Source organism: Streptomyces sp. NPDC051664 (assembly GCF_044453545.1).
Lineage (GTDB): Bacteria > Actinomycetota > Actinomycetes > Streptomycetales > Streptomycetaceae > Streptomyces.
Genome location: NZ_JBITCU010000005.1, coordinates 183,060 through 206,611, shown reverse-complemented (window position 1 = coordinate 206,611; position 23,552 = coordinate 183,060). Strand labels below are relative to the sequence as shown.

Sequence of the window (23,552 nt, the reverse complement as noted above, 5' to 3'; positions counted from 1 at the left end):
GCGCAGACGGGCCTCACGGTGCCGGGGCGCGGTGGCGGTTGCGTACGACGTCGGTTGCCTACGGGAGCCGGGCGGCGGGCACGTTCGGTGGCGCGTCCGCCGTACGGCGGCTGCCGCCCCGTGCCAGGAATTCGGCCAGCGGGAGCGTCGCCGCTCCGAGGGTGACCGCGTCCGGGCCCAGCCGGCCCATCTCGATCGTGGTGCGGGCCGCCGGGTGCCGGAGCGCGTACTCCTGCGCGTACCGGCGGATGTCCGGAATCAGATGCGGTCCGATCAGCAACCCCGCCCAGCCGATCCATCGTTCTCGCCCTCCCCGCTCCGCTGTGCGGACGGCCAACGCTCCAGCACGACGTGCAGCGCCTCGACGCACTGCTGCCAGGACGCCTGCACGTCGCGGGGGGCACCGAAACCGCCGTTGGCCTCCAGAGCGCTGTAGCCGTGGAAGGTGCTGCGCAGCAGCCGTACGGCGTCCGTGAAGTCGGGTTCGGTCAGGTCGTAGGCGCGCAGCATCGCGTAGATGATCTCGATGGTGCGGTGGTACGCGCTGGACTCGGCGACGACGGCGGGATCGAGCCGGATCCGGGTCGCCGCGTACCGGCCCGGCCGTTCCAGCGCAAAAGCGCGGTAGGCGTCGGCGAACGCGACGAGTGCGTCCTTTCCGGCCCGTCCGGCGACCGCCGTGCCGAGCCGGTCGGCGAACTCCCCCGCGGCCAGCAGCGCGACCCGGGTGCGCAGGTCCTGCACGCTCCTGACGTGGGAGTACAGGCTGGCGTCCTTCACCCCGAAGCCGCGCGCCAGTGCGGACACGGTGACCTTGTCCAGACCGATGGAGTCCGCCAGATCGGCCGCCGCCTCCACCACGCGATCGGTCGTCAGACCAGCGCGAACCATCCGCCACCTCCACCGGAGCAAGGGGCCCTAGGCTACTACCTAGGGCTCCTAGACGGGCTCCGGTCATACGCAGGCGCGGACGCTCACCGGCTGTCTACTGCTCGAAGGTGTCGGGGACGGACAGCCAGTCCCATCGGTCGACCGGCCAGACGACGGTGAAAGCACGTCCGACCACGTCGTCGACGGGTACCGCACCGCCACCCGGCTGATCCCGGTGGTAGCGCGAGTCCGCCGATGCCTGGCGGTGGTCCCCCATCACCCAGATGTGTCCCTGCGGAACAGTGATCTTGAATTCGGCATCCGAGCTGCAGGGGGTGTTGCCGCGGAACACGTAGGGCTCGTCGAGGGCTCGGCCGTTCACCTTGACCGGGCCGGTGCCCTTGCACTCGACGGTGTCTCCTCCCACCCCGATCACGCGCTTGATCAGGTCCTTCTCGTCCGCCGACGGCATCAGGCCGATGAAGGACAACACTTCTTGCACCGGGTTGGCGCCCGAAGCCGGGTCGGACGGCAGCCAGTTGCCCGGGTCGTGGAAGACCACGACCTCCCCCCGCTCCGGCTGTGCACCGAACCAGGGCGTGAGCTTGTCGACCAGCACACGGTCCCCGCGCTGCAGCGTGTTCTGCATGGAGTCCGAGGGGATCGAGAAGGCCTGGGCCAGGAACGTCTTGATGAGCAGCGCCAGCACCAGCGCGACGCCGATGAGCAGGGGCAACTCCACCCAGAAGGAATGTCGTTCATTCTTCCGGGGGCGCTGCCCGGCAGCGGGCTCGCCCTCGGTGTCGCTCGAATTGCGCGCTCCGACCTCTGCTTCTGTCATGCCGCCCCCGCCTCGTCGCGGCACGCCTCGCACGGCTGCCGCACGCCCCGTCCGCAACCCTTGTGAGGTCGGGACCAGTTGTCAGTGCTTCGCGACCACTCTATGGGCAACATGCTTCAGGTTTTAGCCGTCCCGACCAGGCGTACTGTGCTGTGGATCTTCCGTACCGTCGCCTCCGGCACCGCGCCGACCACCGCTCGCGCCGACGGACGTCCGCCGAAGGAGCCTTCGGAGTTCCTGACGGCGACTGCGGTGGCCTTGCCGCCCCGTGAACGGACGGCGGCACCGGCCTCGGCGGCTTCCTGCCACTCGGTGATCCAGAAGTCGTCGGGCAGCGGAAAGGACGGCGCGCAGGCACGGTGGAAGAGTCGGACATCGAGACATGTGGAGGCGCCATGAACCACGAAGACGGCGCACCGGTACTGCGCTGCCTGGTGACCGGTGCGTCGGGCTACATCGGGGGACGGCTGGTCCCCGAACTGCTCGATGCCGGGCACAGCGTGCGCTGTCTCGCACGTACGCCCGAGAAACTGCGGGACCACCCCTGGGCCGGCCGGGCCGAGGTGGTCCGCGGTGATGTCATGGACCCGGAGTCGCTGGGGCCTGCCATGCGGGGTGTGGACGTCGCCTACTACCTGGTGCACGCGCTCGGCAGCGGATCGGACTTCGAGGCTACGGACCGGAAGGCGGCCAGGACGTTCGGTGAGCAGGCGCGCGCCGCAGGTGTGTCACGCATCGTCTACCTGGGCGGACTCACACCCGCCGGTGTCCCCGAGCACGAGCTGTCGCCGCATCTGCGCTCGCGTGCCGAGGTCGGCAGGATCCTGCTGGAGTCGGGCGTGCCGACAACGGCGCTGCGCGCAGCCGTGATCATCGGTTCCGGTTCGGCCTCCTTCGAGATGTTGCGATACCTCACCGAACGTCTACCGGTCATGGTCACGCCGAGCTGGGTGTCGACCAGGATCCAGCCGGTCGCCGTCCGTGACGTACTGCGGTATCTCGTGGGCAGTGCAACCATGCCTGCCGAGGTGAGTCGAACCTTCGACATCGGCGGCCCGGACGTCGTCACGTACCGGGAGATGATGCAGGACTACGCGGCCGTCGCCCGCCTGCCGCATCGGCTGATCCTGCCCGTCCCGATGCTGACGCCCCGGCTGTCGAGCCACTGGATCGGGCTGGTCACACCCGTCCCCGCCTCCATCGCACGCCCGCTCGCCGAATCGCTGAAGTACGAGGTCGTGTGCAGCGAGCACGACATCACACGCTACGTCCCTGACGGGCCGGGGCAGCCGTTCACCTTCCGGAGAGCGCTCGCGCTCGCACTGCAGCGCGTGCGCGAGGCGAACGTGACGACCCGGTGGTCGTCGGCCTCGGTGCACGGTGCGCCGAGCGACCCACTGCCCACGGACCCCGGCTGGGCAGGCGGCAGTCTCTACACCGACGAGCGGGAACTCGACATCGACGCCGCCCCGGAGGCCCTGTGGCGGGTCATCGAAAGCATCGGGGGCGACAACGGCTGGTACTCCTTCCCCCTGGCATGGGCCGTCCGCGGCTGGCTCGACCGTGCGATCGGCGGTGTCGGACTGAGCCGGGGCCGCCGGGACTCCACCCGGCTCAGGGTGGGCGACTCGCTGGACTTCTGGCGGGTCGAGGAGATCGTGCCGGGCCATCTGCTTCGGCTGCGCGCGGAGATGCGGCTGCCCGGCCTGGCCTGGCTGGAGCTGTACGCCGAGCGGAACAGGACCGGAGGCGCGCACTACCGTCAGCGCGCGCTGTTCCATCCCCGGGGGCTGCTGGGTCATGCCTATTGGTGGAGTGTCGCCCCGTTCCACGCCGTCGTCTTCGGAGGGATGGCCCGCAACATCGCTCGCGCCGCCCTGCTGCCTACCCGGTCGCAGCAGGTGAAGGCAGCCTCCGCCCTCTGACAGGCGACACACGAGCGTGGCATCGCGACAGCCGCACACACCTCGGCCCGCGTCCGCCGACGCACCCGCCCGACCGACCCGAACCGGGCACCTCAGGAGCCCGGGCCCGGTCGCCCCGCCGGCCCTTCGCTGGAACTCGTGTTCCAGCGCCTGGTCCGGCCGGCTCCCCACTCGACCGTACGGACGGTTTGCCGCGGCGGCGTGACCGGCGTGCGGCGGCTTGAACAGGCCGTCCCCACACCGCGTATCCATACTGGTCATCCCGGCATCCTCGACAGATTGCAGGAGCACACAGATGAGCGGCACTGCGCAGATCGGCGTCACTGGACTTGCGGTGATGGGCCGCAATCTCGCCCGGAACTTCGCACGTAACGGCTTCACCGTCGCGGTGCACAACCGTACGACTGCGAAGACCGATGCCCTGGTCAAGGAGTTCGGCGACGAGGGCACGTTCGTCGCCGCGCGCACGCCCGAGGAGTTCGTGGCGGCGCTGGAACGCCCGCGCAGGCTGGTCATCATGGTGAAGGCAGGCGATCCGACGGACGCGGTGATCGAGGAGTTCGCCCCGCTGCTCGACGAGGGCGACGTCATCATCGACGGCGGCAACGCGCACTTCGAGGACACCCGCCGCCGCGAGAAGGATCTGCGCGAGCGCGGCATCCATTTCGTCGGTGTCGGTATCTCGGGCGGCGAGGAGGGCGCGCTGAACGGGCCGAGCATCATGCCCGGCGGTTCCACCCGGTCGTACGAATCACTGGGACCGCTGCTGGAGAAAATCGCCGCGAAGGCGAAGGACGGCACTCCGTGCACCACACACATCGGCCCCGACGGTGCCGGGCACTTCGTGAAGATGGTCCACAACGGCATCGAGTACGCGGACATGCAGCTGATCGCGGAAGCGTACGACCTCCTGCGGAGGGTGGCCGGCTACTCCCCCGCGAAGATCGCCGAGACGTTCCGCAGCTGGAACACCGGCCGGCTCGACTCGTATCTGATCGAGATCACGGCGGAAGTCCTCTCCCACACGGACCCGGAGACGGGGAAGCCGTTCGTCGACATCGTGCAGGACCGGGCCGAGCAGAAGGGCACGGGCCGCTGGACCGTGCAGATCGCACTCGATCTGGGCGTGCCGGTATCCGGTATCGCGGAGGCCGTCTTCGCCCGTTCGCTGTCGGGCCACGCGGATCTGCGGGAGGCCGCGCGGGAGCTGCCGGGGCCCTCGGCCACTCCACTGGCCGGAGCCGAGGCCGCGGCGTTCGCCGACCGGGTGGAGCAGGCGCTGTACGCCTCCAAGATCGTCTCGTACACGCAGGGGTTCCATCAGATCCGCGCGGGCAGCGAGACGTACGACTGGAAGATCGATCTCGGTGCGGTGGCGGCGATCTGGCGGGCCGGCTGCATCATCCGGGCGGCATTCCTGGACCGGATCCGGGCGGCGTACGACGCACGGCCGGAGCTGGTGAGTCTCCTCTCCGACCAGCAGTTCGCCGAGGAGATCGGTGCGGCGCAGGACGACTGGCGGGCGGTGGTCGCCGAGGCGGTACGCCAAGGAGTGCCGACCCCCGGGTTCGCCGCCGCGCTTTCGTACTACGACGGTCTGCGCGCCGACCGGCTCCCGGCAGCGCTCACTCAGGGGCAGCGGGACTTCTTCGGGGCGCACACCTACCGGCGTACTGACCGCACAGGTTCATTCCACACGCTCTGGGGCGGCGACCGGTCGGAGACCGCCACCGGCTGACGGGCCTGGGGCAGCCGTTCGTCCGGCCGGGTCACCCGGGGTGCGGCGGGACCGTACGTATGCGTAAGTAGCAGCGAGTCACGCCGCCGCCCCGCACTCCCGCACCGCCGGGACGGCGGCACCGCACCGACGCCACGACCGCGCTCTCGCCACCACTCCTCGGAGCCGCCGCATGCCCAAAGCCGTCCCGGACCCGGCCGCCGCCCAGCCCGTCGTCTCGCCGCTGACCACCGCCGCCCTGATCCTGGTCGTCACGATCGAGCCCGGTGGTGAGGCCGCCGTACGCGAAGTACTGCCGGACCTAGGGGCGTTCGCCCGGTCCATCGACTTCCGTTTCCCTGGCACCGGTCTGGCCTGTGTGACCGGGTTCGGCTCGGATGCCTGGGACCGGCTGTTCGCGGGGCCGAGGCCGGCCGGACTCCATCCGTTCCAGGAGCTGCACGGCGCCCGCCACCACGCGCCCGCCACCCCCGGCGACCTGCTGTTCCACATCCGGGGCGAGCGGATGGACGTGTGCTACGAGTGGGCCGCCCTACTGATCGGCAGACTCGGTGGGGCGGTGAAGGTCGTCGACGAGACGCAGGGGTTCCGCTATCTCGACCACCGGGACCTGCTCGGCTTCGTCGACGGGACGGAGAACCCGGTGGGTGCCGATGCGCGGGCAGCGGCTCTCGTGGGCTCCGCGGACCCGGATTTCGTCGGCGGCAGCTACGTCATCGTGCAGAAGTATCTCCACGACCTGGCCGGCTGGAACTCGCTGAGCACGGAGGAGCAGGAGCGGGTCATCGGCCGCACCAAGGCCGACGACGTCGAGATGTCCGATGCCGTCAAGCCCGCCAACTCCCATGTCGCGCTGAACACCCTCACCGCTCCGGACGGGTCGGAGCGGGACATCCTGCGCGCCAATATGCCGTTCGGCAGCTTCGAGCACGGCGAGTTCGGCACGTACTTCATCGGCTACGCCGCCGATCCGGACGTGACCGAGCAGATGCTCCGCAACATGTTCCTCGGCAGTCCGCCCGGTACGTACGACCGCATTCTCGACTTCTCGACCGCGGTCACCGGCACGCTCTTCTACGCCCCCTGCGCCGACTTCTTCGACGCCCCGCCGCCGTCTCCCGTCCTGTCCGGGACCGAGTCCCTGCCGCAGCCGGCGTCCGCGCCGGTGGCCCAGGCCCCGGCTCCGACGGGTGCGGGCGATGGTTCGCTGCACATCGGCAGCCTGCAAGAAAGCGCCCAGTGATGAACAACCTCCACCGCGAACTCGCCCCCGTCACGGAAGCCGCCTGGGACCAGATCGAAGAAGAGGCCCGGCGTACCTTCAGCCGCCATCTGGCGGGCCGCCGCGTCGTCGATGTGACGGACCCGGAGGGGCCCGCGCTCGCGGCGGTCGGTGACGGGCATCTGCGCGACATCGATCCGCCGACGCCGGACGTCATCGCGCGGGCCCGTACCTCGAAGCCGGTCATCGAGTGGCGGGTGCCGTTCACGGTGACCCGGGTCGCCGTGGACGATGTCGAGCGCGGCTCCGACGACAGCGACTGGCAGCCCGTCAAGGACGCCGCCCGGACCTGTGCGTTCGCCGAGGACATGGCCGTCATCGACGGGTACGCCGCCGCCGGGATCACCGGTCTTCGGGACGGCTCCTCGCACCCTGCGCTGCCGCTGCCGGCCGATGCCCGCGACTACCCGACCACCGTGAGCCAGGCGCTGACCCAGCTCCGGCTGGCCGGTGTCGACGGGCCGTACCGGCTGCTGCTCGGCGCCGACGCGTTCACCGAGGCGACCGAGACGTCCGACCACGGCTATCCGGTGGCCACGCATCTCGCGCGACTGCTGGACGACCAGATCCTGTGGGCGCCCGCCGTCAAGGGCGGGGTGCTGCTGTCCACCCGCGGTGGCGACTTCGAACTGCGGCTGGGCCAGGATCTGTCCATCGGCTATCAGGACCACGACGCGACCCACATCCGGCTCTACTTCCACCAGTCGTTCACGTTCCGGATGCTGACGCCGGAGGCCGCGATCCCGATCGTCGCCTGAGGCGGGAGGGCCCGGACGGCCCCGTTACTTCCGGTGGCCGGAGGCCCGGACGCTCCAGGTGAGGGTGTCGGTGGCCAGGGCGCGGACGGCGGGGTCCCGGATGGCGTCCGTACGGTCCACGGCCTCGGCCGTCACCTTGTGACTGCGACCGTCGGCACGGACGCCGAGCGACTCGGGGGTGACGGCGGTACGACCCCGGGCGCGGACCTTCTCGACACCGTCGACATACCAGCGCAGATCCGTCCGGGCGAGGCCGGTGGTACCCACCGCCAGGCTGACCGGGATCCGCTTTCCGTGCTTGATCGCGGTATTCGTGTCGAGGGTGGTGCTGAGCGCGTTGCCCGCGCGGTAGAACCCGGCGATCATCGCCTCGCGTCCGGGCAGGTTGAAGTCGGTGCTGGACAGCTCACGCATGATCGAGGTCGAGGTCGGCCGGTAGAGGCCGTACGGGTAGTAGGCGCTCCCCTCGTACGTGCCGACCGTGGAGCCCGTCGGGTCGCTCTGCCCCAGCCAGCGGTACCACTTCGCCCGCTTCTCGATGAGCTGCGCCGGGGTGTACGTGGTCGAGTTGGGGCCGTCCGTCTCGCCGCCCGTCCAGGTGCCGTACGAGGGGTACGTGTACTCGTCCTCCAGCAGACCCACCGAGTGGCCGATCTCGTGGGCGGCGATCATGCTCGACGAGGGGTGGTCGGAGGAGAGGGTGGAGACGCCGTTGAACGGGTAGCCCTCGGCCTGCAGACCGGAGTAGCCGGCACCGCCGTACTTGGTGGAGTTGGCGATGACGACGACGAGGTCGGCGGCGGGCGCCTCGGCCGCGTACGACGCCACCTTGTCGATGTCGGTGCAGACGAGGCGCTCGGTGTCCGCGCACCAGAAGTAGCTGGAAAGCGCCGTGTCCTTGACGACGTCGGCGCCCGGATCGCCGCTGATGCCGGACTCGTCGGAGACGGCGTCGACGGTCCAGACGTTGAACAGGTTCTGGTAGCTCCTGTACGGCTCGATGGCGGTGATGTCGGCCCACTTGGCGGTGGCGTCCGCGTGGAAGTCGTCCTGCTGGTCGGCCGTGTAGCCGTCCCCGATGATCACGACGTCGAGCCGGTCGTCGGTCGAGCCGGTCACGGCCTGCTCGCCGACCGTTCCGTCCACTGCGGCCTCGGCGGCGCTCAGGGACGCGCCGGAGCTCCGGCCTGTCTGCGCGGATGCGGTGGCCGGGACCTCAACGGTCCTCCCGGCACCGCCGGGCTGCGGGAAGTACTCGACCCGGTGGCTTCCCCCGCCGTCGGTCCCGGTCGGGGCGGCCGCCGCGGGGGCAGTGCCGGCGGCGGTCGCTGCCAGCAGGCCGGCGAGGGCGAGTCCCGCCACCGATCCTGCCGTTCGGCGCGTGCCTGGGCGTGTGCGCATGTAGAACTCCTTGAGAGCCTCGGACTCCGGGCGGACGCGAGTCAGCGCGACCATTGATTAATTCATGAGTTAAATCGACTTAGTGCGAGGCTTAACCTAGAGGTGCGTCAGACACGGAACAAGGCCCGGACAGCGCATGGTTGGCGTTCATCGCCGGGCAACTGCCCTTCATCGGGCGCAGGATGAGATGTGAGCAGCAGGAGGGCGACGCAGTGGCCGCGAAGCACACCGCAGGGACGGACACCGGGCAGAAGCCGCGCGACGGGGGCGGACAGGGGGCCCGGCGCGGGCCGTCCGACGACCCCGGTGCCGTCGGACGACGCGTGCACCGGCTGCGTACGGAGCGCGGCCTGACTCAGCGTCAGCTGGCCGAACCCGCCTACACCCCGGCGTACATCTCCACCCTGGAGGCAGGCCGGGTCCGCCCCTCGGAGGCTGCCATACGCCATCTCGCGGAGCGTCTGGGGGTGACGTACGAGGAGCTGGAGACGGGACGCCCCGCCCATCTCGCCACCGACCTGCGGCTGAAACTTGTCGAAGCCCAGCGGACCCTGGCCACCGGCGCCGCCGAGGACGCCGTGGCCGCCTACACCAGGCTGCTCGCCGAGGCGGAACAGCTCGGCCTCGACGGCGAACGCGCCACGGCGCTGCTGGGGCTCGGGCAGTGCGCGCTGGAGACGGGCGACCTGCCGGTGGCCCGCGAGCGCTTCGAAGCGGCGGAAAAGCTGCTTGCGAACGCCCCGCTCCCGCAGCGCGCCCCGGCCGTCCGCGGCCGCGCCGTCGCACACCTCCTGGCGGGCGAACTCCGTTACGCCTGCTATCTGCTGGAGAGCGCGATCGACGAACTGAACGCCTCCGGTCTGCAGGACCCCGGTGCGCTCCTGCTGCTGTACACGGCGGCGATCGCCCCCTACATGGACATGGGCGCCCACGCCCGTGCCGCGCAGGCCGGCGAACTGGCCCTGGCGCTGGCTCCCCAGGTGTCCGACCCGGAGCTGGTCGCCCGGCTGCACCGGGGCGTCGCCCGTACGCTCATCGCGGCCGGCCGCACACAGGAGGCCGACGCCTCACTCGCCAGAGCAGCCGAGATCTACCAACAGCTCCAGATCCGTACGGAGATGGCGCACTGCCACTGGATGCGCGGCTATGTCCATGCGCAGGACGGCGATCTGTCCCGCGCCGAGACCGAACTGCGGGCCGCCCGCGACATGCTGGCGTCGAAGCGGGCCGCGCTCTACACGGCACAGGTCGAGGTGGAACTCGCAGATGTCCTGCGCCGACTCGGCAAGCGGCAGGAGGCGGAGGCCTTGCTGCTGCGGCTGCTCGGCGAACTGCAGGCGGACCGGGGCTCGGTCCATGCGGGCGGCGTGCACCGGCTGCTCGGGCTGATCGCCGAGGAGCGGAGCGACCTCGACCGCGCCGAGGAGCACTACGTCACCGCGCTCGGCCTGCTGGAGCGGGCGGGCGCCGCCGGTGACCTCGCGGACATCTGCCGGCTTCTCGGGGATCTGCTGCGGCGGACCGGCCGTACCGAGGCCGCGATGGACGCGTACCGGACCGGACTCGGCCACCGGGCGGCACCCGGCAGCACGACGCTGGGTCCGGCACCGGTGCGCCCGCCGACCTCGTAACCCTGCGGTTCCGGCTGCGCCGCGCCCGGGAGCGCGGTTCGCGTCGATCTCGACCACCCCGACACCCGGCTGCTCATCACTCCCGCCGTCCGCCTCAGCGGATAGATTTGTCCTGAATTGCCACAACCGTTGGCCCCACGGCCATGGACCGACACCGATCCTGTCCCGTCCGACACACACCTGCGGGGCTCCCATCACCGACCCTCGGCACATGCCTCTCACCTCGCCCGCTCCCGGCCCTGCGTCCTCCGCGCGTGTCGCCGCGGCGGTCCGCCACGCCGTCGGCGCCGGGCTGCTCGGCGAGTCCCGGCCCGTCGCCGGGTTCATCGACACCGACGGGGTGCGCGACTCGGTCGCCGCCCTCCAGGACGCGTTCGCCGGGACCCCTGGCGTGCTGCACACGTTCGCCGCCAAGGCCGCGTCCCTGGTCCCCGTACTGCGGCTGCTCGCCGACTGCGGCATGGGGTGCGAGGTCGCCAGCCCGGGTGAGCTGAGGCTCGCCCTCGACGCGGGTTTCGCGCCCTCGGCCATCGTGCTCGACTCCCCCGCCAAGACGCGTGACGAGATCCGTCAGGCGCTCGCGCTCGGAGTGGCGCTCAACGCCGACAGCCTCGACGAGGTGCGCCGGATCGCCTCGCTGCGGCCCAGCAGCTCGGCCTCCGTCATCGGGATGCGCGTCAACCCCCAGGTGGGCAGCGGCTCCATCGGGGCGATGAGCACCGCCACGGCGACCTCCAAGTTCGGCGTGGCGCTGCTCGATCCCGGCGCGCGCGAGCGTGTCGTACAGGCCTTCGCCGAGCACTCCTGGCTGACCCGGCTGCATGCCCATGTCGGCTCTCAGGGCTGCTCGCTGGAGCTGATCGCGGCCGGTGTCGCGGAGATGTACCAGCTCGCCGAGGAGATCAACAAGACGCTCGGCACCCGGCAGGTCACCAGCATCGACATCGGCGGCGGCCTGCCCGTCAACTTCGACGACGACTGCGTCCGGCCCACCTTTGCCGCCTACGCGGCGGCCCTGCGGGCGGCGGTGCCGGGTCTCTTCGACGGCCGCTACGGGCTGGTCACCGAGTTCGGCCGGTCGCTGCTCGCCAAGAACGGGTTCATCGGGGCACTCGTCGAGTACACGAAGGACGCAGGGGGCCGCCGTATCGCGCTGACCCACGCGGGGGCGCAGATCGCCACCCGTACCGTCTTCATGCCTGACGCCTGGCCCCTGCGGGCGGGGGCGTTCGACGCCGAGGGGCGGCCCAAGGACGGTGCGCCGCTGGTCCAGGACATCGCGGGGCCGTGCTGCTTCGCCGGTGATGTCGTCGCGCACGCCCGGGAGCTGCCGGAGCTGCGGGAGGGCGACTTCGTGGTGCTGTACGACACGGGCGCGTACTACTTCTCCACACCGTGGTCGTACAACAGCCTGCCGCGCCCCGCCGTGTACGGCTTCAGCACGGTCGGCGACGGCGGGGACGACGGCTCGGACGGGGACACGGTGCGCTTCGCGCCGGTGCGTGATGCGCAGTCGCTGGACTCGATCGCCGAGGAGAGCGGCGCCGGCCACGCCGATTCGCTCCTCGGGCTCGGACCGCGGCGCGACCGGTAGCAGGTCGCGGCGGTACGGACCGGCCCCGTCATCCGGGCGGCTGGGGCGACGGCTCCGGTTCCGGCACCGGCTCGGGTTCGGGCTGCGGCGGCCGCGGAATCGGGTCGGGCGACGGACCGGGCGGCACAGGGCCGGGGGCGGGCGGCGCGGGCGTCGGCCCGGGCAGCGGCGGGCCCGGCATGGGGCCGGGGGTCGGTGCGGGTGGTACCGGGTCAGGATACGGGTTGGTCATCTCGGGCCTCCGAAGGTTCGGGCGGATCTCGAGTCCACCGTCTCCCGGAGCGGCTGCCCTCGCCTGCCGAGTCCATACGTACGAGTTCCGTACCGTCGGACGAGTACCCGTACGGCGGCTCAGCCCGCCGCGGCGGCCGCGGCGGAGAGCCCGGGTCGGGGGCTGGAGAGGACCGGAATCGGGGTGGCCGTGCGGGTGGCTGCATCGGCCATCGACGCCTGGGCCAGCACGATCACATCGGCGTCCGTCACCCGGTCGGCGGACGCCGCCACCAGCTCGAGGTAGCCGTCACGGTCACCGGCCTCGAACCGCGCCCATGCGCCGGCCACCAGCACCGTGCGGATGTCCACGCACCGATCGCCGGCCTCCTCGGCGAGCAGGGCGAGCGTCGGCGGCAGGGTGTCGTCGATCGCCGCGAGGACCACCACCCGGTCCCGCGCGACGGCGGCGGCCGCCATCGGGCGGTCGACGCGCAGGACGGGGACGCCGAGCGACTCCGCGACGGACTCGGCGACCCCGCCGATCGTCGAACAGGTGCAGAGCACCGCGGTCGCACCCTCGGCGACCGCTCCCGCGAGCAGCGCCTCGATGTCACCCCGCACCGCGTCCGGACCTGCCTCCCGGGCACGGGCGAGCAGGTCCTCGTGCACGAGATGACGCAGGGCGAGACCGGGGTGGTCGGCATCGCGGAGCGCCTCGAAGACCGGGACATGGACCGGGGAGGTGTGCAGGAGCGCAAGTGTCATCGGCGAGGGCTCGAATCCTGTTCGGACGGGACGGGACGGGATCGGATCGCTACAGCTCGGGGTGGGACTTGAGCTGCTGCTTTGCCCGCTCCACCAGCTCGGCCTGGGCCACCGGAGCCTGGTCGGGGTGGCCCAGAGCCCACTTCGCGGCGTACGGGCAGAGCGGGACGACGGGCACACCCTCGCGGTCCGCCATGGCGTAGAACTCCTGGACCAGGGCTCCTGCGAAGCCCTTGCCCCTGTGCTCCGGTTCGACGACGGTGTGCACGTCGACGAGAGCGGCGGGCGTGCCGTCCATCACGAAGTACGCGATGACTCCGGCGGTCCGGCCGTCCACCCGTGCCAGCAGGTTGCCGTTCTCACGGTCGTCGAAGAATTCGAGCGCTGTGTTCTCAGCCATGGCGGGGTCTCCCTCGTGAACAGAACGGTCAGTTGGCCGCGGGAACGGCGTAGGGGCTTCGTTCGGTGGCGGTGCCGGGCACGGGCGCCGAGGCATCGGCTCCGAGCTCGACGATCCGGTTGTCGGCGTCGACATGGACGATGCGCGGGGTCAGAGCGCGGGCCTCGGCGTCGTCGACCTGGGCGTAGCTGATCAGGATGACCAGATCGCCGGGGTGCACGAGGTGGGCGGCTGCGCCGTTGATGCCGATGACACCGGAGCCGCGCTCGCCCTCGATGACGTACGTCTCCAGCCGGGCGCCGTTGTCTATGTCGACGATGTGCACGAGCTCACCGGGCAGCAGATCGGCCGCTTCCATCAGCTCGGCATCGACAGTGACAGAGCCGACGTAGTGCAGATCTGCCTGGGTCACGGTGGCCCGGTGGATCTTCGACTTGAACATGGTACGAAGCATGGGGAAACTCCCGGAAATGTCTGCTCCCTGCCTGCTTTCTGCAGGTCAAGGGCGGTCTCCGCAGCCTACAACGATTCGCATATCCGGTCAGCTCTCCCCAGGGCCTGGGGACTCGCGCTGACCGGCGACCGCGCCGGTCAGCCTGCGGTCCTGAGAACGTCTTCTTCCCCGCCTGTTCATCGCGCGAAGACCCCGAACTGCCCCTGCGACCCGAATCGTCTCCTGTCGTGCGAGTCACAGGACGGTTCTCTTCGCTCCTCCTACCGGGCGGCCCGGTCCAGCAACTCGAAGAAGGTGTCCCCTCTCACCACCTGGAACGGGTCGGTGAGCAGCTCGCCCAGCTCGGCGATGTCGCTCGGCGTCCAGTTCCACGCGTTGACCGCCCCGGCGATGAACAACGGGCCGCTCCCGTCCCAGCCCTCGATGTGCTTCACCAGCCCGTCCCGGTACTCCGCCGCGTTGCCCTGCGGCCAGTAGTTGCCGATCACCGCCAGCCCGGCGGGGCGGATCTGCAGGTCACCGGTCTCCCAGGACTGGATGATGCCGCGCAGTGGGGTGTTGTCCCGGTAGGAGCGGACGATGCGCTCGTCGAAGGGGGTCCAGCCGTTGCCCTCCGGGAGCCGTTGGTTGTACGCGTAGACCAGATCCATGCCGGTCCGCCGCAGGAACCTCCCGGTGAGCCGGGTGTACGCGTCCAGGGCCTCCCGCGGCCAGGAGCCGGGGTAGGTGTATCCGGCGCCGGACGGGCCACTGATCAGCAGGTCGTTGGCGGTGGCGGTGCGCTGGTAGTGGGCCAGCAGTGCGGGCCCGATGTCGGCCAGGAGCGGGCTGACCGCCCAGTTGACGGGCACCCGGCCGCGCGCCGGGTTGTCCCACAGGTCGCGCATGCGGCGCTGGCAGTACTGGATGTTGTCGCCCTCGCCGACGGTGAGCGTGAGGTACACCCGGTTGCGAAGTGTCGCCTGCGGGCGCGGCCGAACCCGGTCGGAGACCTTCGTACGGGTGCCGGCGTGCACCGTGCCGTTCATGTAGTAGTCGGCGGGCACCACTTCCACCCCGTGCTGTGAGGCCCGGTCGACGCCGCCCCACTCCCCTGCGACGTCATTGGAGAACCAGCCGCAGTACGGGGTGGTCGGCTCGACCCGGCTGAACACCTCGTCGAGCAGCGCGCCGGTGGCCCCCGAGGGCGGCAGCCACACCACCATGGCCCGGGAGGCGACCGCGTAGTCGCGGAAGTACGGGAAGGGCTCGACGCGAGTGGGGGCGGTGGTCGTGGCGGTGACCAGGTACTGGTTCCACAGGTCGACGTCGACCGTGAGCCGGGTGGTCCCGGCCGGTGCGGTGAACCGGTAGACGAAGTAACCACCCCCATCGCAGAACCGGTTGGCGTCGCCGCCGAGGGAGGAGTTGAGCCCGTCGAAGAGGTACGGGGCCTCGGCGTCCGTACCCGGCCCGAAGGAAGCGATCTCCTGACCGTCGGCCCGTACGGTGACCCGCCCCACCGAAGCGCCCCAGCCGTCGTCCCCCAGGGAGTCCTGGAAGCGGAGGAAGGCCCCGTCCGTGCCGGGCAGTTCGGGGCTGAGATCGAAGGTGCGCACCTCCCGGTTGGAGGAGTCGCGGACACGGTTCGGCTCGCGGGCGATCTCACGCCACTGGACACCGTCCACCTTCACGGTCCTGGTGGGCGGGAGCCCGGCCAGCAGGGTGTGGGCGCAGCGGGGGAAAAGGTTGTCCAGCTGCCAGCGGTAGACCCCCTGCGGGTCGTCGGCGAAGCGGCCCCGCAGATCGGCGACGACCTTGAGGCCGTATCGGCTCGCCTGATCGGCGGTGGCCGCGACGGCGTTCTCCAGACCGGCGAGGGTGGTGGCGACGTTGACCGAGTCGGGGACCTCGGGGTCGTGCAGGACGGCGCCACGGACCTCGCCGCGGTAACGGCCGATCAGGTCGAGGGCGTTGTCGTGGCGGGTGACGTCGGCGCCGGTGCCGGCCAGCCAGCGCAGGTCGACGCCGCCGGCGTCGTAGTTGAAGTAGAGGCGAGGGCGACGCCGGTTGACCACCCCCTGCAGGGTGGTCAGCATCAGCTGATCGTCCCCGTGGAGTCTGCTCACGTCGGCGACGTCGAGCGTGGTGGCGTGGCCGAAGGACGGCAGCAGCGGGGTGGGGCTGTCACGTTCGGCGGCGGCCTGACCGGGGAGGCCGAAGCCCAGTCCGGCGGCCGCCAGGATCGTTCCGTTGGTCAGCAAGAAGTCTCTTCGTGACACCATGGACGATCACTCCTCCTCGGGTACGGAGTTGACATCGTTGTCACCGGCCAGTGAAGCTAGCGACGCGTGGGTCGCGTGTAAAGAGTGCGGACGCCTCCGTCGGCCGAGTCCGCAACGAGAGCGCGTACGCCCGGCTATGACAGGCACACGATGCCCACGACCCCGCGGCGCCGCCCAGGGCGACCATGCGGGCACTGCAGGGCAACCGCACCACCGAGGTCCTGCCCGAACGGCAGCGCCGGGCGGCACAGTTGGATGACCATGGAGCAGCCCGCGGGAAACGGCGTCCGACAGGCCCAGCAGCATTCGACCTGTGCGAGGGAGCCATGGGCGCCCTTCGGAGAGATGCTCGCCGCGGTCCGGACGGATGACAGCCCGCAGCACGGTGAGCGCTCAGGGTGCGCCGCCGGCATCGGGCGCGATCTCGCCCCGGCGAGATGGTCCGGCATCCGGGCCGCACCCGGCTTGACCCGTCAGGCTGTCGACTGTCATGTGGCCCTCGCTCCCGGAAGCGGTCACAGATGGCGTCGCTCTTGTGTGCTGCATCTCGCCCTCCGGCGGGGAGGGGTCCCAGGCGCAAGCCAGGGAACCGCCGACAAGGCCGAAGAACAGTCCGAAAAAGAGGCCCCCGAAGTTGGCGAGGGGGAAGGAGACGAGGGCGAGCAACAGGCCCGCGATCCCGGCGAAGACGCGCACCTGCTGATGGAACCAGAGCGTGACGCCCAGGGTCATGAGCAGGATCCCGATGATCAGCGACGCGGCACCGGCCGTGGTGGACAGGGCAACAGCGACGCCCTTCAGCGTGATGTGGATGTAAGGGAAGTAAATGATGGGCGCCCCCGCCAAGAGCATGAACAGGCCGGCCCAGAACGGGCGCCCACCACGCCAGATTCTGAATCTGCGTCGTGTGCCGTCGATCCTGTCGCGTAGTCCCGGGAGGGTGCCGAAAGGCTCGTTGATCACGTGCGTCTTTCAGGGTGAAGGGGTGGGTATCGCCTGTGATGATGCGGTACGCAGAGTCGGTGCGGGTCGGTGCGCGGCTGAACGATTACGGATGGGCCGGTCCATGACCGCGTCGGCACGGTGTCCGGGGCCGTAGCGGTGTGCGCGGAGTCAGAAGCAGCGGTGGCTGCCCTGCCTGAGAGTCACTTCGAGATCAGGGACGCTGAGGGTGGCAGCCGAGACCGCAACCGCGTCGATGCGCACGTCGGTCAGGGTGGTCGACACGGCCTGCTGGGCGAAGCCGTTGGGATCGAAGAGCCCCGAGTTCCGGTCGCCCGGGTTGATCGGGCCCTTGGTGATCGAGCCCGCGGCGACGCCGACGTCCAGGTCGTTCAAGATCGCCCGACTGGCCGTCAGGGATGTCGCGTCGATGAAGATGTCTCGCGCCTCGGCCCGGTCGCCGCCGGTGAGCCGCAGTGTGTACAGGCCCAGAACCGGGATCTCGACCGCTACGGACTCGCACAGTCTCTTGATCGTCGCGTGCCTGGCACCTGTGACCACGACGGGCACATGGCGGCCCTCTCTGGTCACGTCCACCATGCCGTAGATACTCGTACCGCGAGTGGTCAGTGTGTCTGCAGCGAACTGGAACCGTTCGCCGGAGATGAAGAACGACGCGGCCAGCGCACCTTGTGCCATGCCGATGCCCAGGGCCGCGGCAGCCACCGTGCTCGGAACCAGGACAAGGGCGAAACGCTTCCACCGCGTCCTGCCGCAGCCGTGCGACATGCCGTGCCTCTCTCCTGTGAAGTGCAGGCCGCCCCCAAACACCGTGCGCCCGGACAGGGTCGTCCGCCGGGCTGGACGGCGAGCATTCCGGTCGCGGCACAAGCTTTGCCGGTACCGGCGGCCCGACGTGGACCACTGCCCTGTGCCTTTGATGGACTCTAGAGTGCGGACAGGGAAACCCGTCGGCACGCCAGCCCGCCCAGACGGGTGAAACAGGGGCACCGGCGAAGGTCCCCTTCGGCGGATCGCGGTGGTCGACGAGCTGGGTGAAAGTCAGCGTGCAGTACGCGAAGCCGCCCTTGTCCTCGACAGGCGGGGTCCGTGAGGGCCGGTGGCGCCGGAACCGTGACGCCCTGCCCGGCACCAGGCCGGCCGGGGACGCCACGACAGCCCCGCGGACCGCGCGAAGTGGCGCGGCGATCGGACCGGACCCGCTCCGCGCCCGGCTCGGCCTCTGACCGAACAGGTGCGGGCCGGATGACCGAGCTGAGGGCACGCCGTCGGCTCGGCCCGCTCCGGGCGGTCACACGTACCGACTCAGCCTCCATGTCTGTGCGTTGACCGTGCACCGCGGCAAGTCGAGGAGAGTCCATCTCCGGAAGTCCGCGTCGACGACACCGACGCGTCGGCCACGCAATGGACCGGATCCATCTTCAGGACAGTTCCGACACAGCCCCGGGCTCAACGCCCCATGGCCGCCCGGCAAGTTCTCGCTCGCTGCGCCGATGGCATGATCAAGGCGTGACCAGTGAACTTGCTCGATCTGCCGGGAAGTATGTGCTGTTCGACGTCGACGGCACGTTGATCGACGCAGTGGAGAATCAACGGCAGGTCTGGGGGACTTGGTCGGCGCAATACGGACTGGACCCTGATGAGGTCTACAGGGTGGCGCTGCGGACGCGGCCGATGGAAACCTTCGCGACGGTCGCTCCTGACCGGGATCCGCGGGCGTGCCTGGCGGCATTGCATGAACTGGAGGACGAGGACGTACGGTCCGGTGTCTATGCCGCCTTCGACGGTGCGACGGAGTTGCTGTCGGCGCTGCCCTCGGGGCGCTGGGGGCTGGTGACATCGAACTACGAGCACCGGGTGCGCGGTCGGTTCGCCCGGACCGGTCTGCCGGTTCCTGGCGTGCTTGTGGATGCCGCCGCCGTCGCGGAGGGCAAGCCGTCACCGGTGCCCTATCTGCTGGCTGCTGAGCTGCTCGGGGCCGGACCGGAGGACTGCCTGGTCATCGAGGACGCGCCCTCCGGTGTGAGGTCCGGGTTGCGTGCCGGCATGACGGTGTGGGGGGTCAACGCTCCTGCTGCGGTGGACGGCGTGCACCGCCATTTCGGGAGCCTGCGCGAAGCAGTACCCGAGATCCTGGCTCATGCGAGGTGAGCACGGGGGGATTCCGCGGTGCGAGTCCGCCTTCCGCCGCGCGAAGGCGGACGAACCTGACGGTGCGCCGGTCGGCGCCGCTGTCCGGGCTCTCGAAGTCCGCGGCCGACCGCATCATCCAACACCTAGTATGGCGTAGCAGGTGTAAGGGACACGGGCCGCGTCGCACGCACGCGGGGCCGCCCGGAGCCGGGCAGCAGGCGCCGAAGGGCGTCCCCATGCCGGAAACCCCGGCCCGATTCCGACGGGCCGGGGTTTCCATGTGATGCGGGTGGAGCTGTTACCACTTGCCGTGGTCCCGGACCACTCGGAAGCTGCCCACGACGCCGTTCTTCACCCACACGCCACCGTGGACCTGGCGGGTGAAGACGCCGTTGCTGGTGCTCCAGGGGCCGACAGTGGCGACCGGGGAGCCGTTGTCGCAGGTCGCCCCGCGGAAGAGCTCGACGGTCCTGCGGCTGTCGTTGCGGACGTTGAAGCTCCGCGAGCCCAGACCGCTGACCACAGTGATGCAGCCCTCTTCCCCGCGGGCGGAGTACGACCGCTCGTTGATGTGGATCCGGCCCTCGTCATAGCCGCCGTAGCCACCGTCGTCGCCGCCACGGCCGCCACCGCCACCGCCGCCGCCACGGCCGCCACCGCCGCCGCCGCCGTAGCCACCGCCTTCACCGCCACGGCCGCCACCACCGCCGCCGCCGCCGAAGCCACCGTCGTCGCCGCCACGGCCGCCACCGCCGCCACCGCCGCCGCCGCCGAAGCCACCGTCGTCGCCGCCACGGCCGCCACCGCCGCCGCCGAAGCCACCGTCGTCGCCGCCGCGGCCGCCGCTGTCACCGCCACGACCTCCGTTTCCGTTTCCGTTTCCGTTCCCGTCGCCGGCAGCGGGGCCCGGGGCGGGCGCTGCCTGTTGGACGGATGGGGCGGCCGGAGCGGATCCAGCAGCCGAGGCATAAGTAATGCCGGTTGTCGCAAGGACTGCGGCGCCCACTACGGCGGCAGTCACAGCGACGGTTCGCGTCGTCATGTCACTTCTCCCTGTCTCAGAGACGTCGGCCGGGAAGCCGACCTGCGATGAACGTACTAATAGTCCCTTTAGCTGTCATATCGGACATACCGATGGTGTGACTTGAAGGGGCCGACCGGGTGTACGAACGGCAGGTTTCATGGGCCGATGCATCATCTGATGGGTCGTGAAAGCCCAGGAAAATGGGCATATCTGGCGCCCCGTTGGGCTTTCCGGGCGACATGCGGCGGCCCTCTCACCCTGTCGGCAGCATGCCGCCGATTCCAGCACGGCGGAAACGCATCCCGCCGCCCGTCCCGACGCCTACGCGTCACATGCCCCGTCAGGTCGCCCCAGGTTCTCGGGAGTCACGATGGGTCCCGCAGGACACGGACCGAATAGCGACGGCCCCGGCGCCCGCACCGGTCCCCGACCCGGATGCCCCGTGCTCGGGATATTGACGATCCCTTGACGTCCAGGACCGCACCAATGGCTGCTCCGGCGCTGTCCTCAGTGGTGTCGAACCTGCCCCTCGTGAAGGAGTCCGCTGCCATGGATGGCGCTGTCGTTGGAGCTGTGGTTGTCGTCGTGTGCGTGCTGCTGGTGCTGCGCAGCGGGATGCGTGTGGTCAATCAGGTGGACCGAGGGGTGGTCTTCCGCTTCGGCAAGACGCTGCCCGGCCATCGGCAGCCCGGCATCACCTTCCTCATCCCGTTCGCCGACCGGATGCGGAAGGTGAACGTACAGGTGGTGACGCTGCCCGTGCCGACGCAGGAGGGCATAACCCGGGACAACGTGTCGGTAAAGGTCGATGCCGTCGTCTACTTCAAGGTCGTCGATCCGGTACGGGCCACGATCGAGGTGCAGGACTACATCTTCGCGGTCGGCCAGGTCGCCCAGTCCTCCCTGCGCTCCATCATCGGCAAGAGCGACTTGGACGATCTGCTCTCGGACCGCGAACGGCTGCACGAAGGGCTGGCCTTGATGATCGACAGCCCGGCGGCCGGCTGGGGTGTGCACATCGACCGGGTCGAGATCAAGGACGTGCAGCTGCCGGAGTCGCTGAAGCGTTCCATGTCGCGGCAGGCCGAGGCCGAGCGGGAGCGGCGCGCCCGGGTGATCACCGCGGACGGCGAGTTCCAGGCGGCACAGCAGCTCGCCAACGCTTCGCGCATCATGGCCGACACGCCGGAGGCGATGCAGCTGAGGCTGCTGCAGACGGTGGTCGAGGTGGCAGCCGAGAAGAACTCCACGCTGGTCATGCCGTTCCCGGTGGAACTGCTGCGGTACTTCGACCGGGCGGCCCGCCAGTTCGGTCCGGGCAGCGATGTCGCGACAGCGGCCCCGGCCCCGGCCCCGCACGACGAAACAGAGCCCGACCCTCGCGCGTGACGCCGTCATGGGTCCGTCAGGGTCTGCCGCCCCGGCGTCAGGGATTCGCCAACGCACCATGATCGCCGGGGCCCTTGGGCCTTCCATGAGGGCAGGACCTGAGGTGCGGCAAGGAGTGGTGACGAAGTGGAGCGAGCGGACGAACGGCGTGTGGTGGCCGGTGTGAGCGGCACGCTGGGCAGTCTGACAGCACTGCGCCGGGCCGCGGCCGAGGCCCGGCGCACCGATGCCGTACTGCGGGCCGTACTGGCCTGGTCACCTCCCGGCGGCGAGCTCGGGCAGCGCAGTCAGCCGTGGCCCGAGCTGCTGTCCGAGTGCCGCCGGGTGGCGGGCGACCGGCTGCTCCGGGCGGTGGACACCGCGTTCGGCCCGGCCGGGCCCGGGGTGCCGATGGAGACTCTGGTCGTACGGAGCACACCGGGCGTCGCGCTGATCGCTGCGACGACCGGCCCCGAGGACCTGCTGGTCGTCGGGGCCGGGGCGCGCGGGGGGCTGCGGAGGGCTCTGCATCCTTCGGTCGCCCGGTACTGTCTCGCGCACGCGACCTGCCCCGTGCTCGCCGTACCGCCCTCTCCGTTGCAGGACGACATTGCCGCCGTCCACCGCCGGATCTCCTGGCACATACCGCTGGACACCCGGGAGTTGGCGGACTGACTCGCAGCGCCCTTGCGCGTGAGGACGGTCGCCGTGAAGTGGGCCGCGTCCCCGTCGCCCCGAGAGGGATGAACAGCGGAACGTTCCAGGCCGATCGCAGCCAATGCATCGACGCGACTCGTTCGTCGGCACATGTCGCAGTCCTCGGCTGCGCGCCCTTGGCGGATCTCCGCCTGCCGGCCCGCGGAAAGAGCGGCGCTATCGCCAAAGAGCTGTCAGCAGGCCGTAAATACAGGCCGAACCGGCCGAACAGCACCATGCGTGGCGCTTGGATTCTGTTTGTGCCGCTCAAAGGCCGCGGGCGCTCAGGCCCTGACCGTGCCCGACACCCCGGTCGCGCCGACGGAGAATACGCGGCGGCGTATTCTCCGCACCGAGCCCGCGCACGGCCTTGCCGGTACCGGAGCCCCGGTACCGGCAAGGCTCAACGTCACTTCCGGCCGATTACCCGGTGCTCGCGCTGTGCGGGCGGCCCACCGGAAGTTCTTCCGCAAAGATTCCCGCCACTCCAACGGGCCCTTGCCGTTTCGGCCCCAGTGGCCCGCCGCCGGGGAAACCCCACGGCGCGATCATTCCGACCATGCCCGCCTTCGCGTATCCGGGGATCGGCGCGCTGGCCATCGAGGTCTGCACAGTCCGTCGCCGGTCATCGTGTCGGCGATCATCTTCAGCACCCTGATCATTCCGGCCCTGATCCCGCTCGCCCTGCGCAACGTCCGCTACACGTCCGCCACCGTCTCGGCCGACTCGTATCAGGGGGCCGTCAGAGATCTGTGCGCCCGCTTGAGGCAGGGCGCTCGACGGAGTGGGATAGGTGACATGAACAGCGGTCTGCGACATGACGACCGGCCACCGAATACGGTGCCGCCGGTGATGCGCATTGTTCACCCCCGGATGCGTTGACGCATTCGCCCGTGCTTCGGCACGTGGTGTTTCTGCACACCGCTAACCTGCGGCCACCCGATCGATGAAGCGGCCGCTTCTCCCGTTCTCTTTCCTCTATCAGCTGTGCACACCTTGCCGCTGGCGTCCCTGTGACTCAATTCGCAGGAGGCCGGGGCTGTTCCACCGCATCGGTCCGACGCCCGGGCCGGCACATACAACAACCGGAATCCACGATGTCTTCTGCTTCCCTGTCCGGGCGGCCCGTGCTGGTCACCGGGGTCACTTCCGGTATCGGCCGGGAGACCGCCCGGATCCTCGCCGAGCGCGGCGCGCGTCCTCGTCCACGGCCGCACCGCTGAGGAGCCGGA

21 protein-coding genes and 1 pseudogene are annotated in these 23,552 nt (G+C 70.2%); 10 read left to right on the top strand and 12 right to left on the bottom strand.

What is annotated here, in order from left to right; genetic code table 11:
• Positions 1-58: 58 nt before the first annotated feature.
• The 4 genes and pseudogenes from ACIA8E_RS12265 to ACIA8E_RS12250 form a co-directional block, all read right to left on the bottom strand.
• Positions 59-292, bottom strand: a pseudogene (locus tag ACIA8E_RS12265) (sugar kinase); the annotation flags it as partial.
• A complete protein-coding gene (locus ACIA8E_RS12260; protein ID WP_399297131.1) occupies positions 274-891 on the bottom strand; it encodes a TetR/AcrR family transcriptional regulator in 618 nt (205 codons plus the stop codon). The gene ACIA8E_RS12260 and the pseudogene ACIA8E_RS12265, both read right to left, overlap by 19 nt.
• Positions 892-985: 94 nt before the next feature.
• The gene (lepB, locus tag ACIA8E_RS12255) at positions 986-1,711 is read right to left on the bottom strand and encodes a signal peptidase I (protein WP_399297129.1); all 726 of its coding nucleotides are present in this window, start codon (positions 1,709-1,711) and stop codon (positions 986-988) included.
• 116 nt (positions 1,712-1,827) lie between these two features.
• Positions 1,828-2,115 (bottom strand): hypothetical protein, encoded by a 288-nt coding sequence (locus ACIA8E_RS12250; protein ID WP_399297127.1) that lies wholly within the window; start codon positions 2,113-2,115, stop codon positions 1,828-1,830.
• On the opposite strand from ACIA8E_RS12250, the gene ACIA8E_RS12245 reads away from it, so the two are divergent.
• The 4 genes from ACIA8E_RS12245 (at position 2,107) to ACIA8E_RS12230 (ending at position 7,414) form a co-directional block, all read left to right on the top strand.
• The gene (locus ACIA8E_RS12245; RefSeq protein WP_399297125.1) at positions 2,107-3,636 is read left to right on the top strand and encodes an SDR family oxidoreductase; all 1,530 of its coding nucleotides are present in this window, start codon (positions 2,107-2,109) and stop codon (positions 3,634-3,636) included. The genes ACIA8E_RS12250 and ACIA8E_RS12245 overlap by 9 nt on opposite strands.
• Before the next feature lie 295 nt (positions 3,637-3,931).
• A complete protein-coding gene (gene gndA / locus ACIA8E_RS12240; RefSeq protein WP_399297122.1) occupies positions 3,932-5,374 on the top strand; it encodes an NADP-dependent phosphogluconate dehydrogenase in 1,443 nt (480 codons plus the stop codon).
• Positions 5,375-5,546: 172 nt separating this feature from the next.
• A complete protein-coding gene (locus ACIA8E_RS12235; protein ID WP_399297120.1) occupies positions 5,547-6,617 on the top strand; it encodes a Dyp-type peroxidase in 1,071 nt (356 codons plus the stop codon).
• On the top strand, positions 6,617-7,414 hold the full coding sequence (locus tag ACIA8E_RS12230) for a family 1 encapsulin nanocompartment shell protein (RefSeq protein WP_399297118.1): 798 nt from the start codon (positions 6,617-6,619) through the stop codon (positions 7,412-7,414). Before ACIA8E_RS12235 ends, ACIA8E_RS12230 begins: the two co-directional genes overlap by 1 nt.
• A gap of 24 nt (positions 7,415-7,438) precedes the next feature.
• Here the strand turns inward: ACIA8E_RS12230 and ACIA8E_RS12225 are convergent, their stop codons facing one another.
• Positions 7,439-8,815, bottom strand: coding sequence for a M64 family metallopeptidase (locus tag ACIA8E_RS12225; RefSeq protein WP_399297116.1), 1,377 nt, complete (start codon positions 8,813-8,815; stop codon positions 7,439-7,441).
• Positions 8,816-8,997: 182 nt separating this feature from the next.
• Here ACIA8E_RS12225 and ACIA8E_RS12220 point away from each other — a divergent pair, with 182 nt between their 5' ends.
• Positions 8,998-10,446: a helix-turn-helix domain-containing protein gene (locus tag ACIA8E_RS12220; RefSeq protein WP_399297594.1), complete on the top strand. Its 1,449-nt coding sequence runs from the start codon at positions 8,998-9,000 to the stop codon at positions 10,444-10,446.
• 211 nt (positions 10,447-10,657) lie between these two features.
• Positions 10,658-12,040, top strand: coding sequence for a diaminopimelate decarboxylase (locus ACIA8E_RS12215; RefSeq protein ID WP_399297114.1), 1,383 nt, complete (start codon positions 10,658-10,660; stop codon positions 12,038-12,040).
• A 351-nt stretch (positions 12,041-12,391) separates the two neighbouring features.
• On the opposite strand, the gene ACIA8E_RS12210 is transcribed toward ACIA8E_RS12215, so the two are convergent.
• The 6 genes from ACIA8E_RS12210 to ACIA8E_RS12185 form a co-directional block, all read right to left on the bottom strand.
• A complete protein-coding gene (locus ACIA8E_RS12210) occupies positions 12,392-13,018 on the bottom strand; it encodes an aspartate/glutamate racemase family protein (RefSeq protein WP_399297112.1) in 627 nt (208 codons plus the stop codon).
• A gap of 49 nt (positions 13,019-13,067) precedes the next feature.
• Entirely contained in the window at positions 13,068-13,418 is a 351-nt protein-coding gene (locus ACIA8E_RS12205) for a GNAT family N-acetyltransferase (protein WP_399297110.1), read from the bottom strand.
• 28 nt (positions 13,419-13,446) lie between these two features.
• A complete protein-coding gene (gene panD, locus ACIA8E_RS12200) occupies positions 13,447-13,872 on the bottom strand; it encodes an aspartate 1-decarboxylase (protein WP_399297108.1) in 426 nt (141 codons plus the stop codon).
• Positions 13,873-14,132: 260 nt separating this feature from the next.
• Positions 14,133-16,136 (bottom strand): GxGYxYP domain-containing protein, encoded by a 2,004-nt coding sequence (locus ACIA8E_RS12195; protein WP_399297106.1) that lies wholly within the window; start codon positions 16,134-16,136, stop codon positions 14,133-14,135.
• Between the two features lie 393 nt (positions 16,137-16,529).
• On the bottom strand, positions 16,530-17,099 hold the full coding sequence (locus ACIA8E_RS12190) for a DUF6114 domain-containing protein (protein WP_399297104.1): 570 nt from the start codon (positions 17,097-17,099) through the stop codon (positions 16,530-16,532).
• A 150-nt stretch (positions 17,100-17,249) separates the two neighbouring features.
• Positions 17,250-17,867 carry a DUF6230 family protein gene (locus ACIA8E_RS12185; RefSeq protein WP_399297102.1) on the bottom strand — a complete coding sequence of 206 codons (618 nt, stop codon included), beginning with the start codon at positions 17,865-17,867 and terminating at the stop codon, positions 17,250-17,252.
• A 741-nt stretch (positions 17,868-18,608) separates the two neighbouring features.
• On the opposite strand from ACIA8E_RS12185, the gene ACIA8E_RS12180 reads away from it, so the two are divergent.
• Positions 18,609-19,250, top strand: coding sequence for an HAD family hydrolase (locus ACIA8E_RS12180; RefSeq protein WP_399297100.1), 642 nt, complete (start codon positions 18,609-18,611; stop codon positions 19,248-19,250).
• Positions 19,251-19,530: 280 nt separating this feature from the next.
• On the opposite strand, the gene ACIA8E_RS12175 is transcribed toward ACIA8E_RS12180, so the two are convergent.
• Entirely contained in the window at positions 19,531-20,274 is a 744-nt protein-coding gene (locus ACIA8E_RS12175) for a hypothetical protein (protein ID WP_399297098.1), read from the bottom strand.
• A gap of 531 nt (positions 20,275-20,805) precedes the next feature.
• Between ACIA8E_RS12175 and ACIA8E_RS12170 the strand changes: the two genes are divergently transcribed.
• The 3 genes from ACIA8E_RS12170 to ACIA8E_RS12160 all read left to right on the top strand — a co-directional run bounded on the left by ACIA8E_RS12170 (position 20,806) and on the right by ACIA8E_RS12160 (position 23,543).
• Positions 20,806-21,645 (top strand): slipin family protein, encoded by an 840-nt coding sequence (locus ACIA8E_RS12170; protein WP_399297096.1) that lies wholly within the window; start codon positions 20,806-20,808, stop codon positions 21,643-21,645.
• Positions 21,646-21,771: 126 nt separating this feature from the next.
• Positions 21,772-22,299 carry a universal stress protein gene (locus tag ACIA8E_RS12165; RefSeq protein ID WP_399297094.1) on the top strand — a complete coding sequence of 176 codons (528 nt, stop codon included), beginning with the start codon at positions 21,772-21,774 and terminating at the stop codon, positions 22,297-22,299.
• A 1,118-nt stretch (positions 22,300-23,417) separates the two neighbouring features.
• Positions 23,418-23,543 (top strand): hypothetical protein, encoded by a 126-nt coding sequence (locus ACIA8E_RS12160; protein WP_399297092.1) that lies wholly within the window; start codon positions 23,418-23,420, stop codon positions 23,541-23,543.
• Positions 23,544-23,552 lie beyond the last annotated feature (9 nt).